The following is a 12,557-nucleotide window of genomic DNA, read 5'->3' as shown; positions in this document are numbered from 1 at the left end:
ACTCAGCCGGCCGCGTGACGGCTGCGCGCATAGCGGTAGCCGCCGTACAGCACCGCGGAGACGATCAGGTTGACGAAGTACGCGATGTCGGCGCCGTGCCACGCAGCGGCGACGGGTCCTTGGAACAGCGAGGTGTTCATGAACGGGACGGCCGCCGCATAGGACACGACGAATACGACGACCGCGACGGCGGCGTCGCGGCCGTCGGTCCGTTCCAGTGCGGGATTGAGGCTGGCCCGGCCTCGGATGCGCAGCGCCCAGTCGATCACGACGATCGAGACGAACGCGGGAATCCAGTAACTGACGAGCAGCAGGACGTCGAGGAAACGTGTCGCGGTGTCGGCGGCGTGCAGCCAGAGGATCAACGCGAATGCCAGTGCAGTGACGACCACCGCTGACACCGGCCGGATCACTCTGACCCCGATGGTCTGCAGTGCGAGCGACCCGCTGTAGTCGTTCATGACACCCGACGCGATCGACGCCACGGCGATGATCACCAGTGCGAATGCCCCGAGCGCACCACCGCCCATCACCGCCCGCATGCCCTCGGCGGTGTGTTCACCGATCGCATCGGCGGCCGCGATACCGATGCCTTGAATGAACGTGTAGGACAACACAAGTCCGGCAACGGTGAAGCCGAACACCCGGGCTCTCGACGAGTCGGCCGGTAGGTAGCGGCTGAAGTCGGCGGCGTAGCTCGCCCAGGAGACGGCAAGGCTGAAGGCGATCGTGACCTCGAGTATGAAGGCGCCGACGAGGTCGGCGCCCGATACCAGCGCCGGTGTGACGATCTCGTGTCCGCCAACGAGTTTCACCGCGAACACCACGAACGTCACGAACAGCACCACGGTGAGCACCGCCTGCACGCGGTGAATGAGCTCGTAGCCGAAGAACCCGACCGCGCCCTGCACCCCGAGCACCATCAGCACCGCGGCCCAGAACGGCACACCGAGCAGCCCCGCAACCGCCTCCCCGCCGAACAGCGCGACCAGTGCCGTCCACGCAATCGACGAGAACCATTGCAGCACACCGGGAAACACCACTGCTCCCCCGAACGCCATTCGTGAGTTCGGAAGTTGCCCGGTGCCGGTGCGCGGCCCCCATGTGGACAGGTAACCGACGATGACCGATCCGAGCACCGTGCCGATCACCATCGCCAGCAGGCCGAGCCAGAACCCCAGCCCGAGCACGATCGCCAGCGTGCCGCTGAAGACACCGGCGACGTTCACCTGCGGCGCAAACCACACCGTGAAAAGCCGGCCCGGTGTGCCGTACCGCTGGTCCTCACCGATGGGTGCGATGCCGTGCGTCTCGACCGACAGATCCCCGGCCCGCATGGGACGATGACCGCTGAATGTGGACTCCGTCAGCGCACTCCTGGCGCCCTCCTTCGGCATGGGGTTCATTCGATCATGACGCCCGGTCATCAGCCCGCCGATGCCGGGGAACATAATCGATGTGCGGAACCAAAGATGAGCTAACGATCGGAGCGCGGGTGGTCGAGACCGATGCGAACCGGTCGACCGAGTCCAGCGCCAAGAGCACCCGGTCGAGGTTGCTGGTCGCGGGTTTGAGCGTCGTGGTGTTGACGGTCGCGGTCCTGCAGACCGCCGTCGTCCCTGTGCTGGGCGTCATCGCCGACCAGCTTCACGCGTCCGACGTCGGCGTGAGTTGGGCCGTCACCGCCAACCTGTTGGCCGCAATCGCCGCGACGCCGTTGATCGGCAGACTGGCCGACCTGTACAGCAAGAAGCCGGTCCTGCTGATCGTCCTGGCCGTCGTCCTGGTCGGTTCGTTGCTCGCGGCCACCACCACCTCACTGCCGCTGCTCATCGTCGGTCGCGTACTCCAGGCGGCCTCCTACGCCCTGTATCCGGTCGGCATCGCGATCCTTCGGGACGAGTTGTCCGAAAGCGAGCTGATGTCGGCGATGGCGGTGTTGTCGGGGACGCTGGGGTTCGGCGGTGGCACCGGGCTCGTGGTGGTGGGCCTGCTGATGCAGGGTGACGCCGGCTACCACCGGGTGTTCTGGCTGACGACCGCGTTCACCGCCGTCGTCCTCGTGATCGCGGCCGTCGTCGTCCCCCGCAGACCGCGCAGCAGCACCGGCACGATCGACTGGCTCGGTGCGCTCGGAATCGCCGTCGGACTGTCGGCGGTCCTGCTGGCACTTACGCAGGGACAGGCGTGGGGCTGGACGTCACCGGCGACTCTTGCGTGCGCGTGCGGAGGCGTGGTGGTGCTCGTCGCCTGGTGGATGTGGGAACGACGGGCCAAGCAGCCGCTGGTCTCGACCGCGATGCTGAAGCGCCGCCCGATCCTGCTCACCAACCTCGCCACCGTGTTCGTCGGCATGGGTCTGTACTTCGCGTTCCTCGGACTCACCCAGTTCGTCCAGATACCCAGGGAGGCAGCGGGTTACGGCTTCGGCGCGACGGTCCTGGAGGCCAGTGTCGTGTTCCTGCTGCCCGGTGTGGTGACGGGGTTCCTGGTCGCCTTGTTCAGCGGTCGGGTCATCGACCGCTACGGCGCCCGCCCCGTCCTCGTCATCGCGGCCCTGGCCGGTATCGCCGGGTTCCTGTTCATCGCCTTCGCCCACTCGCAGACCTGGCAGGTGATGGTCGCGGGCGTGCTGACCAACGCGTACATCAGCCTCGGCTACGGTGCACTACCCGCCCTGGTGGTCAGCGAGGTCGACGGCAACGAGACAGGCGTCGCCACGAGCATGAACGCGATCGCCCGCACGATCGGCAGCTCGACGGCCGCAGCCCTGGTCGCCGTGCTCCTCAGCCGCTTCATCGCCGGTACCGACCTGCCGCTGGAAAGCAGTTTTTTCGTCATCTTCATCGGCGGCGCTGCAACGGCAGTCCTGGCGATGGTGCTCATCGCGTTCTCACGCACCACTGCTCCCCCGCCGGAATCCGTCGAGGCGCGCTACGAATCCCGTGCGATGAACCACGAATGGGGCTGACCGTACGTCAGCGCAGCGCCGCCAGATTCGACACCGACCGACGGACATCGGACTCGAGGACCTTGGCGACCAGGTTTCCGATGCGGGTGTTGAGCAGCCCACCGGTGAGTTCGGCGACGACCTGGAAGACGGAGCCGGAGGCGACATTGGCCGAGGAGCCGGATTCGGAGTCGGGCGAGGACCCCGGCACCTCTTTCACGCACAGCCGCAGCGCGATGCAGACGGCCGGTTTCCCGCGGCCGACCATCTCGATCGCTTTGGGCTCGTCGTAGCGGGTGACCCGCCAATGGATGACGTTCCGAAAGCCCTTTACCTTGATCGCCGACGACACGGTCGTGCCGACCTCGACCTCGGTGGGAACCGGACTGCGCCATCCGCCGAAGATGGTCAGCCATTCGTCGAACCGGCTCAGGTCCGACGCGAGCTTCCACGCTTCCTCCGGGGTGAGATCAGACGACACCGAGACATCCACCGTGGCCATGCCTGTCCACTACCCCGACGTGCGCCGGCGGTAAACGAGTGATTGGATTTCGCCGATCGGACAGCGAACGGCTGCGAAACTGGACGAGCGAGCATCGTGTCCTCTCCCGCAGCCGGCCACCGACGGGCCCGGCGGTGGGCGTTTACGCGCCCTTCAGCGGATTCATGCGGTTTTCTGCGTGTGTGACGAAGGATTCCATTGTCGATATGTAAATTCGTTGCGGAATCACTTGCGGAGGTCGGCTTGATCGGCGATTGTTTATCCACAGCTTTGGGGGGTTGTTCTGAGGAGGATCCGTTCTGACCGGCTCACACACCACCGCCGTAGATCAATCGACGGGAAAGGACGGGACTGACCGCGTCAAGGGCGGTCCGGTCATCGAGATCGACCACGTCACCAAGCGGTTCAGCGACTATGTCGCGGTAGCCGACGCGGATTTCTCCATCGCCTCGGGCGAGTTCTTCTCGCTGCTCGGTCCGTCCGGCTGTGGGAAGACGACTACGTTGCGGATGATCGCGGGCTTCGAGAGCCCGACCGAAGGGGCCATCCGCCTCGAAGGGGTCGACGTCTCCCGCGTGCCCCCGCACAAACGCAACGTCAACACGGTGTTCCAGCACTATGCGCTGTTCCCGCACATGTCGGTGTGGGACAACGTCGCGTACGGGCCGCGGAGCCGCAAGATGGACAAGGGTGAGGTCCGCAAGCGGGTCGACGAGCTGCTGGAGGTCGTCCGGCTTACCGACTTCGCCGAGCGCAAGCCCGCCCAGCTGTCGGGTGGCCAGCAGCAGCGCGTCGCCCTGGCGCGTGCGCTGGTCAACTACCCGAGTGCCCTGCTGCTCGACGAACCGCTCGGCGCGCTCGACCTCAAACTGCGGCATGCCATGCAGTTCGAGCTCAAGCGCATCCAGCGCGAGGTCGGGATCACGTTCATCTACGTGACGCACGATCAGGAGGAAGCGCTGACGATGAGCGACCGGATCGCGGTCATGAACGCCGGCAACGTCGACCAGATCGGCTCGCCGACGGAGATCTACGACCGCCCGGCGACGGTGTTCGTCGCGAACTTCATCGGACAGGCCAACCTGTGGGCCGGCCGCCAGACCGGGCGCACCAACCGCGACTTCGTCGAGGTCGAGGTGCTCGGAACGACGCTGAAGGCTCGCCCGGGTGACACCACGATCGAACCGGGTGGGCACGCGACGCTGATGGTGCGACCCGAACGTGTCCGGGTGTCGGTCGACGCCCCGACCGGCGATGTCGCGACCGTGAGCGCGACGGTCAAGGATCTGACATTCCAAGGCCCGGTGGTGCGCCTGCTGCTCGCGGCACCCGACGATTCGACGGTCATCGCCCATGTCGGCCCCGAGCAGGATCTGCCGATGCTGCGTCCCGGTGATTCGGTGCACGTGGCTTGGGCGCCCGATGCCTCGCTGGTCCTTCCCGCCGCCGATATCCCCACCGCCGAAGACCTCGAAGAGATGCTCGACGACTCCTGATCGACCCGATCGCCTCGACCCGCCTCCCTTTTTCACATCGACGAAAGGCACAGTCGCCATGTCCTCCAAGAACATCGACCTCGAACTCGCCGCCCGGCTCGCCGCCAACAGGACCTCGCGCCGCCGCTTCATCGGCGGTGGCGCCGCGGCCGCTGCGGCGCTCGCGCTTGGTCCGTCCTTCCTCGCCGCGTGCGGTTCGAACGGCGGTGAATCCGGCGAGACCGCAGCACAGACCGGCGGCCCCGCCACCGGAACCCTGCGGGTCTCGAACTGGCCGCTGTACATGGCCGACGGATTCGTCGCAGCCTTCCAGACTGCGACCGGCGTCACCGTGGACTACAAGGAAGACTTCAACGACAACGAGCAGTGGTTCGCCAAGGTCAAGGAGCCACTCTCGCGTAAGCAGGACATCGGTGCCGACCTCGCGGTGCCCACCGAGTTCATGGCTGCACGCGTGCACGGTCTGGGTTGGCTCAACGAGATCAGCGACGCCGGCGTGCCCAACCGCAAGAATTTGCGTAAGGATTTGCTCGACTCCAAGGTCGACCCCGGCCGAAAGTACCTCGCGCCCTACATGTCCGGCCTCGTCGGCATCGCCTACAACAAGGCCGCGACCGGCCGCGAAATCACTAAGATCGAGGACCTCTGGGATCCGGCGTTCAAGGGCCGGGTCAGCCTGTTCTCCGACACGCAGGACGGCCTTGGCATGATCATGCTCTCCCAGGGCAACTCTCCCGAAGATCCGAGCACCGAGACGGTGCAGAAGGCCATCGACCTGATCCGGGAGCAGAAGGACAGGGGCCAGATCCGACGCTTCACCGGCAACGACTACGCCGACGACCTCGCCTCCGGCAATGTGGCCATCGCCCAGGCGTATTCGGGTGACGTGGTGCAGCTGCAGGCCGACAATCCCGATCTGGAGTTCATCGTTCCGGAGTCGGGCGGCACTACGTTCATCGACACCATGGTGATTCCGTACACCACGAAGAACCAGCCTGCCGCCGAGGCCTGGATCAACTACATCTACGACCGGGCCAACTACGCCAAGCTGGTCGCGTTCACCCAGTTCGTTCCGGTGCTCTCGGATATGACCGAGGAACTCCGCAAGGTGGACCCCGCGGCGGCGGACAATCCGTTGATCAACCCGCCGCAGTCGACCCTGGACAACGTGAAGTCGTGGCCCGCGCTCACCGATGAGCAGACCCAGGAGTTCAACACGCTGTACGCAGCAGTCACCGGCGCCTGATCGATGGCAGGTGTCGCCACCAGCAGTCGGCAGCGGAGCAAAATCGCCCCGTATTTGATGGTCCTGCCGGCGCTCGTGTACCTCGGAATCTTTTTCGTGGTCCCGTTTTTCACCCTGGCGAGGACGTCGCTGTCGACATCCGGTGGGTCGGTGTATCTGCCGACGCTGACGTTCTCGTGGGACTTCGCGAACTACCTGGACGCGTTCAGCCATTACCAGGACCAGATCGTCCGGTCGTTCACCTACGCCCTGGCGGCAACGGTGTTGTGTCTGGTGTTGGCGTTCCCGCTCGCCTACGTCATCGCGTTCAAGGCGGGTCGCTACAAGAACCTGATCCTCGGGCTGGTGATCCTGCCGTTCTTCGTGACGTTCCTGATCCGCACCATCGCGTGGAAGACGATCCTGGCGGACGAGGGCTGGTTGGTGAGCGCGTTGGGCACCATCGGTCTGCTTCCCGAGGAGGGCAGGCTGCTGTCCACGAGTTGGGCGGTGATCGGCGGGCTCACCTACAACTGGATCATCTTCATGATCCTGCCGCTGTACGTCAGCCTCGAGAAGATCGACCCGCGGCTGATCGAGGCGTCCAAGGATCTGTACTCGTCGAACGTGCGCAGCTTCACGAAAGTCATTCTGCCGCTGTCGATGCCCGGTGTGCTGGCAGGCAGCATGCTCGTCTTCATCCCTGCCGTGGGTGACTTCATCAACGCCGACTATCTGGGCAGTACGCAGACCACGATGATCGGAAACGTCATCCAGAAACAGTTCCTCGTGGTCAAGGACTACCCCGCCGCGGCGGCGCTGAGCCTGGTGTTGATGCTCATCATCTTGGTTGGCGTCTTGCTCTACACCCGCGCGCTGGGCACGGAGGATCTCGTATGACACTCGCTGCCATGGAGGCCGCCACCAGCCCCGCGCCCGCGAAAAAGGTCAAGGGTAGTCCGCGGTGGGGCGACCTGCTGATGCGGATCGTCGCCGGGTTGGTGTTGCTCTACCTGTTCCTGCCGATATTCGTCATCATTCTGTTCTCGTTCAACAAGCCGGCGGGCAAGTTCAACTACACGTGGCAGGGCTTCACGCTGGATAACTGGGCGAACCCGTTCAAGTACCCCGCTCTGACCGAGGCGCTCAAGCTGAGCCTGAACGTCGCGGCGGTGTCGACCGCGATCGCGCTGGTGCTGGGCACGTTGGTGGCCATCGCCCTGGTGCGGCAACGCTGGCGGGGTCAGAGAGCCGTCGACACCTTCCTCATCCTTCCGCTCACCGCGCCAGAAGTCGTGATGGGTGCGGCGCTGTTGACGCTGTTTCTCGACTTCGGGTGGGCCGCGGGATATACGACGATCCTCATCGCACACATCGCCTTCGAGGTCAGCTTCATCGCGATGACGGTGCGCGCCCGGGTACGTGGCTTCGACTGGACGTTGGAGGACGCGTCGCTGGACCTCGGCGCAAGTCCGCTGCGCACGTTCTTCAAAGTGACACTGCCGCTGATCATTCCGGGGATCGTGGCGGCCGCGATGCTGTCGTTCGCACTCTCGCTCGACGACTTCATCATCACGTATTTCGTCAGCGGATCGACGGTGACGTACCCGCTGTACGTGAACGCCGCCGTAAAGGCCGCGGTGCCGCCACAGATCAACGTGTTGGCCACCGCGATCCTGGTGGTCAGCCTGATCCTGCTCGCCGCCGGAACCCTGCTGCGACGCAAGAGGTTCGAGGGCTGACTACAGCGTGACCGCCACCGACACCCGGCCGGCGGCGTCACGGTGGGCGACGGCGTGGCCGGTGCGGTCCTGGCCGCCGTCGAACTTCACCAGGGTGATCGGGGCACCGTCACCGAGGAAGTTGCGCCACCACGTCTTGTTGTCGGGCGACATGACGTTGATGAGTATCCCGTCGGCGGTGCGCCGGTAACCGATGGGGGTCTCGATGGTTTTGCCGGAGCGGCGTCCGACGTAGCGGATGTTGATCATGGTGCGCCGTACCAGCGATCCGAGGACCGGCGCGTTGATCAGCGCGCCGAACATCTTGTTCATGGGTCCGATGAAGGGAGAACTGAAGAATCCACTGGCCATGGATCCGAGCGTAGTTAGGAATTGACTCCGGCGGGGACAGGCGCCTGCGTACGCGCACCGCTACGCGCGGCCCCGATCCCCGCGGCGACCACGAAGCCGATCCCGACGACCCCAGCGGCGCCCGGCATTTGATGCAACACGATGAGCCCGATGATCATCGCGAATGCGGGTTCGAGCGCCATCAGCGTCCCGAAAGCGGCAGCGGTCAATCGCCGCAGCGCCAGTAGCTCGAGGGCGAACGGCACGACGGGTAGCAGGATCGCCAGGCCGATACCGATCAGCAGGATGTCGGGCGTCATCCGCGGCAACACGGCAGGCCCGACCGTGACAGTGGCCACCAGTGCGGCGACAGGCATGGACACCGCGAGACCGCTGATGCCGGCCACCTGGTCACCGACGCGCTGGGTCAGCAGGATGTAGGTCGCCCAGCACACGGCCGCGCCCAAGGCGAACATGACGCCGACGGGATCGATGACGCCGGCCCACGGCTGGGTCAGCAGCACGACACCGAGCCCTGCCAGGCCCGGCCAGACGAACCGCTGCCTGCCCTTGCCGTGCGCCACCGCGACGCCGAGTGGGCCGAGGAACTCCAACGCGCTCGCCGTTCCCAGCGGGATCCGGTCGAGGGCTGCCATGAACAGAAGCGTGATGGCCGCGGTGACCACACCGAGCACGACGCACATCCCGAAGCTGGAGCGCGTGAATGCGGCACGCTTGGGCCGGACGATCAGCAGCAGCAGAACCCCGGCCCACGCCAGGCGCAGCCATGCCGCGCCCTCGACGCCGATCCGGTCGATCAAGGTGACCGCGATCGCGAGGCCGAGCTGAACGCAGAGCATCGAGCCCATCGCCATGAAGGCTCCGGTGCGCGCCTGGTTCGTGGTCACTCCTGCATTGAACGGGACCGGTACCGTTCACGTCCACGTGATTTTGCCTGATATACCGTTCGGTAATCATGAACAATTACGAAGTGCTTGTGACTCCATCTCGTGCGAGCCGGCGAACGGAAACAGGCCCCTTGTTCAAAGGGGCCTGCCGTCCGGTCGCAGCTGCGATCATCAACAGCTGAGCGTCACGTACGCCGTCTTGTTCATCACAGTCGTGGCGATGTTGGGCCCAGGCGTACCGAGCATGTGTCCAGGCACGCCGGAGTCGGTGCGCGAGTATGTCTGGCCCGGGCGGACTGCGACCACCGCGCACTGATCGGTTGAGCCGGTACCGGTTCGGCTGACGATCACGTTGTATCCCTCGGATTGAAGTTGGCTGATGGTCTGATCGGCTGTGTCGGCGCCGCTGGGCGCGGCGCTGGCGGCGCCGGCGGCGCTCAGGCCGAGCGCGGCGGTTGCGACAATCGTTCCCACTGTTGCGGCGATATTCTTCATCTCAATCTCCCTCTCTACGTGTCTATTTCGCTGCCCTCTAGGTCACGCCGGCACACCAAGCAGGCCCGACAAACTGTGTGTCGAGACTGAATGTTGTTGCAGTAGTTGGCTGCCGGCGTCCGCGCAGCGGCGCGTTCGACCAGGGCTGATTCCATTCAATACGACAACCGCCGCGCTTGCGCTATCCGATCTCGACAAGGCTAGACAGTCTTGTTGTCGCCAGCGGGCAAGCTCAGATCAGCGCCAAAGCTGTTGCAACTCTGTGCGTTAGCCCTGCGAGCAGGATCACGCCACGTCTGACCGGCTCGATCTGGCACTAGAGGCGCTGTCGGCGCGACCGTGGCGCCGAGAGCGGCATCTCCTCGCACCCCTGGACACGGCAGGCCGGACGCTGAGCAATGTCACCGCGATTGCCGGGCTGGTGAGCAGGCGCAACGTGCGCTTCTCCCCTGGGCGGGCGCCGGCGATGGCGCGCCCAATCGGCGACCGCAACGGGTAGATGTTGTTGTCTTCGTCACCGGCGCCGTGGCCACCGAGGATGAATGTCACTGTGCCGCCGCTGTCGTCGTAACGAACGGTCAGGACCATGCCCGGCTTGGCGACGTCATCGTCGGTCAAGTCGTCATCAACGCGCGCCTGCGCGAGCACATCTTCGATGTGGCGGATGCGCGCCCGGCGTGCCAGGTAGCGGGAACGGCTTTCGGGGGTCTCGATGTAGTCGTCGGGCACCTCGACGCAGGGCCGCCTACGAAGTGACGTCAATTCATTGGTCAGCCGAATGCGGTCCTGGCGGGTCAGCGGAACATCATGGGCACTAGTCATATTCATGGTATTCACTTCTCGCTTTGACAATGGTGTCGCCAAGGGCAGAGCGCAACGGCGGACGCCCGCCCTTGGCGACCGGGTTGCCCGCCGAGGCGGGCGGCTGGAGCAGCAGCGTCGATCGCGGCTCGCAACGGCGTTGCGCACCAACCCCGGTCACTATCTGGCGGTCAGGTGTGCGATCTAGTCTGCTTACTAGCTCCATGATGCTCGCGCGGGGCGCTCCAGCCGTTGCGCTGTCAGGACAACCATGAGGTGGCTGGTTATCGCACGACGACAATCCGGCCGCGGCACTGCCTCACGGGGCTGTGCTGTCACATCGCGACAAAGCCCAGCCGTAACGTTGTTCGGCACGGGCAAGCCAGGGCCCGCCATCCCCGCCACGATGGATGTGAACCCAGACGGTGTGAGAGGTCGAGGCGTGCTGGGCGGTGCAAGCCGACACCTACTCACCCCATGCCATGCAAAGCTGCTCGCCACGAGAGGATTTCAATGACTGCCCCGCGTCCGCATGATCGATTGATCAGCGACCACACGACGGCTGAGGAAGCCCTGGAGACCTTCACGGTGCGGTTGCCAGAGTGGCCCGTCCTTGCGCTGTTTCGCCGTAATCCGCTGCTACGCGCCAGCGATCGGATCCAGGCGCTGGTCCTGGCTGTGGCCGTCGTGGTGTCGCTCGTGACCTTCCCGGTCGCCGCCGCAATCGGCACCGCCGTTTACGACTCACGCCGCGACATCTACGCCCAGCAGCACCAGACTCGGCACCTCGTCAGCGCGACGATCACCGACGACGCAGCCGCCCAGGATATTTCGCAAACAGAGACTGCCACCATGATGGCCCGGTGGACGGCTGCCGGATCCGAGAACACCGGCGCGGTCGAGGCGCAGCCGGCGAGCAAGCCCGGCAATCACGTCACGATCTGGGTCGACGACAGCGGGGCGCTGACCGATGAACCGACTCCGACCAGCCGCGCAGGGGTGGATGCGGTCACGGCCGCGCTGTTCATGTGGGCAGGCGTCACCGCCGCCATGGCGCTGCTGGTGGCAGTTGTCCAGGTGGTGTGTGACCGCGTCCGCGCCATCAGATGGCAACGCGCCCTTGACACCCTGATCGGGGGTAGCGGACGTAAACCCAGCGAGCCCTAACAGGCCACCGCACCGCACGAACCCCAAATTCCCGTCTACAGAAGAGCAGAATCATGTCCGCACCACCCTTATCCTTCGACATCTCCCAAGTTCGCCGATGGACGATCGCACATCCCCGACTGCAGCTGAAGCCCGAACGCGGCGCCGCGGGCGTTGTGCAGGGCGGCTGGTGGCCACGAACCGACCAGCTGTACCTCGAACTGCTCGACCTGCTGCCGGCTCTGACGTCGGGATCAGGGATCATCGAGCGGGTTATCTACGATGAGAACGCTTGGGCCTCAGCATCATTGCGGATGGAGTTTCGCGGACACAGCGTGATCCTCGAGCCCAGCAGTACCTCGCCGAACACGCTGAGCGTCAGCGGGAAGAAGTTCGGAACCCTTGTATTGCTTGTGGTTCCCCCGGACACCGACCCGGCCGCTGCGCGCGCCGCGGTGATGGCCGCGGCCGACCCCGACGACGTATCGACCCCCGAAAAGCTGCTGGCCATCGCGACGCGCGGTGCGAAAACCGCCCACGATCTACCGACGGATCACCCACGGGGCGAGTCCGATGAGACTGCTGTGCGGTCAGAAGACGCTGACGCTCTGCAACCCATCACGTACATCGAGGGACATCCGGTTCACCTCAACCAGTAGTGCCTGATTCCTTCGACACCTTCCACCAGGGTTTACATATCAACTTCCCAGGTTTCGTTTAGCTCGCTCTCAACCGGCGGACTTACGTTTGCCGTGTTACACCAATGCCCCGATGAGCCGCGCCCCCGAAGGCTCGGAGGGGCTGCGGTGCAACCAGAAAGGTGGTCTCCTCCGACCACCCCGGTTAGACATCCCAAGTGCGCAAGTTGTCAAGCGGCCTTTGCGGTGGGGATGTTTTGGCGGTGCGACCATGCTGTCTGCTCGTCGTATGCGGTGCGGTGGCGCAGGCAGCCGTGGAGGATG

Annotated in this window: 13 protein-coding genes; 7 read left to right on the top strand and 6 right to left on the bottom strand. The window is 65.0% G+C overall.

All coding sequences use genetic code 11. The annotated features are described in order from the left end of the window. Positions 1 to 2 precede the first annotated feature (2 nt). Complete coding sequence (locus tag H7J93_RS25380; RefSeq protein ID WP_267309059.1) at positions 3 to 1,397, bottom strand: purine-cytosine permease family protein; 1,395 nt, start codon at positions 1,395 to 1,397, stop codon at positions 3 to 5. Between the two features lie 98 nt (positions 1,398 to 1,495). Between H7J93_RS25380 and H7J93_RS25375 the strand changes: the two genes are divergently transcribed. Then, complete coding sequence (locus tag H7J93_RS25375; RefSeq protein WP_267309058.1) at positions 1,496 to 2,971, top strand: MFS transporter; 1,476 nt, start codon at positions 1,496 to 1,498, stop codon at positions 2,969 to 2,971. Between the two features lie 7 nt (positions 2,972 to 2,978). Here H7J93_RS25375 and H7J93_RS25370 read toward each other — a convergent pair whose 3' ends face one another. Beyond that, positions 2,979 to 3,452 (bottom strand): type II toxin-antitoxin system Rv0910 family toxin, encoded by a 474-nt coding sequence (locus H7J93_RS25370; RefSeq protein ID WP_267309057.1) that lies wholly within the window; start codon positions 3,450 to 3,452, stop codon positions 2,979 to 2,981. 377 nt (positions 3,453 to 3,829) lie between these two features. Between H7J93_RS25370 and H7J93_RS25365 the strand changes: the two genes are divergently transcribed. From H7J93_RS25365 to H7J93_RS25350, 4 genes are read left to right on the top strand one after another with little or no spacing between them, the layout of a single operon-like run. After that, positions 3,830 to 4,948, top strand: coding sequence for an ABC transporter ATP-binding protein (locus H7J93_RS25365; protein ID WP_308204965.1), 1,119 nt, complete (start codon positions 3,830 to 3,832; stop codon positions 4,946 to 4,948). Between the two features lie 58 nt (positions 4,949 to 5,006). Then, positions 5,007 to 6,194 (top strand): polyamine ABC transporter substrate-binding protein, encoded by a 1,188-nt coding sequence (locus tag H7J93_RS25360; protein ID WP_267309056.1) that lies wholly within the window; start codon positions 5,007 to 5,009, stop codon positions 6,192 to 6,194. Positions 6,195 to 6,197: 3 nt separating this feature from the next. Continuing rightward, positions 6,198 to 7,073: an ABC transporter permease gene (locus tag H7J93_RS25355; protein ID WP_267309055.1), complete on the top strand. Its 876-nt coding sequence runs from the start codon at positions 6,198 to 6,200 to the stop codon at positions 7,071 to 7,073. After that, complete coding sequence (locus H7J93_RS25350) at positions 7,070 to 7,915, top strand: ABC transporter permease (protein WP_267309054.1); 846 nt, start codon at positions 7,070 to 7,072, stop codon at positions 7,913 to 7,915. The genes H7J93_RS25355 and H7J93_RS25350 overlap by 4 nt, the downstream gene beginning before the upstream one ends. Here the strand turns inward: H7J93_RS25350 and H7J93_RS25345 are convergent, their stop codons facing one another. From H7J93_RS25345 to H7J93_RS25330, 4 genes are all read right to left on the bottom strand, one after another. Next, positions 7,916 to 8,266 (bottom strand): hypothetical protein, encoded by a 351-nt coding sequence (locus H7J93_RS25345; RefSeq protein ID WP_267309053.1) that lies wholly within the window; start codon positions 8,264 to 8,266, stop codon positions 7,916 to 7,918. A 14-nt stretch (positions 8,267 to 8,280) separates the two neighbouring features. After that, complete coding sequence (locus H7J93_RS25340) at positions 8,281 to 9,153, bottom strand: EamA family transporter (protein WP_267309052.1); 873 nt, start codon at positions 9,151 to 9,153, stop codon at positions 8,281 to 8,283. A gap of 171 nt (positions 9,154 to 9,324) precedes the next feature. Beyond that, complete coding sequence (locus H7J93_RS25335) at positions 9,325 to 9,648, bottom strand: hypothetical protein (protein WP_267309051.1); 324 nt, start codon at positions 9,646 to 9,648, stop codon at positions 9,325 to 9,327. Between the two features lie 285 nt (positions 9,649 to 9,933). After that, positions 9,934 to 10,470 (bottom strand): GreA/GreB family elongation factor, encoded by a 537-nt coding sequence (locus tag H7J93_RS25330; protein ID WP_267309050.1) that lies wholly within the window; start codon positions 10,468 to 10,470, stop codon positions 9,934 to 9,936. 492 nt (positions 10,471 to 10,962) lie between these two features. Here H7J93_RS25330 and H7J93_RS25325 point away from each other — a divergent pair, with 492 nt between their 5' ends. Next, positions 10,963 to 11,616 (top strand): Rv1733c family protein, encoded by a 654-nt coding sequence (locus tag H7J93_RS25325; protein WP_267309049.1) that lies wholly within the window; start codon positions 10,963 to 10,965, stop codon positions 11,614 to 11,616. Positions 11,617 to 11,669: 53 nt separating this feature from the next. Continuing rightward, positions 11,670 to 12,254 carry a DUF5994 family protein gene (locus tag H7J93_RS25320; protein WP_267309048.1) on the top strand — a complete coding sequence of 195 codons (585 nt, stop codon included), beginning with the start codon at positions 11,670 to 11,672 and terminating at the stop codon, positions 12,252 to 12,254. The last annotated feature ends 303 nt before the right edge of the window (positions 12,255 to 12,557 follow it).

The organism is Mycobacterium barrassiae, from assembly GCF_025822765.1.
In the GTDB taxonomy this organism is placed as follows: domain Bacteria; phylum Actinomycetota; class Actinomycetes; order Mycobacteriales; family Mycobacteriaceae; genus Mycobacterium; species Mycobacterium barrassiae.
The sequence above is the reverse complement of the archived record's forward strand: the minus strand, read 5'-3'. Positions and strand labels throughout refer to the sequence as shown.

Bases quoted from the DNA above. Each gene is read 5' to 3' on its own strand.
- H7J93_RS25380 (WP_267309059.1), bottom strand. From the start codon at position 1,397: ATGCCGAAGGAGGGCGCCAGGAGTGCGCTGACGGAGTCCACATTCAGC.
- H7J93_RS25370 (WP_267309057.1), bottom strand. From the start codon at position 3,452: ATGGCCACGGTGGATGTCTCGGTGTCGTCTGATCTCACCCCGGAGGAA.
- H7J93_RS25360 (WP_267309056.1), top strand. From the start codon at position 5,007: ATGTCCTCCAAGAACATCGACCTCGAACTCGCCGCCCGGCTCGCCGCC.
- H7J93_RS25355 (WP_267309055.1), top strand. From the start codon at position 6,198: ATGGCAGGTGTCGCCACCAGCAGTCGGCAGCGGAGCAAAATCGCCCCG.
- H7J93_RS25350 (WP_267309054.1), top strand. From the start codon at position 7,070: ATGACACTCGCTGCCATGGAGGCCGCCACCAGCCCCGCGCCCGCGAAA.
- H7J93_RS25345 (WP_267309053.1), bottom strand. From the start codon at position 8,266: ATGGCCAGTGGATTCTTCAGTTCTCCCTTCATCGGACCCATGAACAAG.
- H7J93_RS25335 (WP_267309051.1), bottom strand. From the start codon at position 9,648: ATGAAGAATATCGCCGCAACAGTGGGAACGATTGTCGCAACCGCCGCG.
- H7J93_RS25330 (WP_267309050.1), bottom strand. From the start codon at position 10,470: ATGACTAGTGCCCATGATGTTCCGCTGACCCGCCAGGACCGCATTCGG.
- H7J93_RS25325 (WP_267309049.1), top strand. From the start codon at position 10,963: ATGACTGCCCCGCGTCCGCATGATCGATTGATCAGCGACCACACGACG.
- H7J93_RS25320 (WP_267309048.1), top strand. From the start codon at position 11,670: ATGTCCGCACCACCCTTATCCTTCGACATCTCCCAAGTTCGCCGATGG.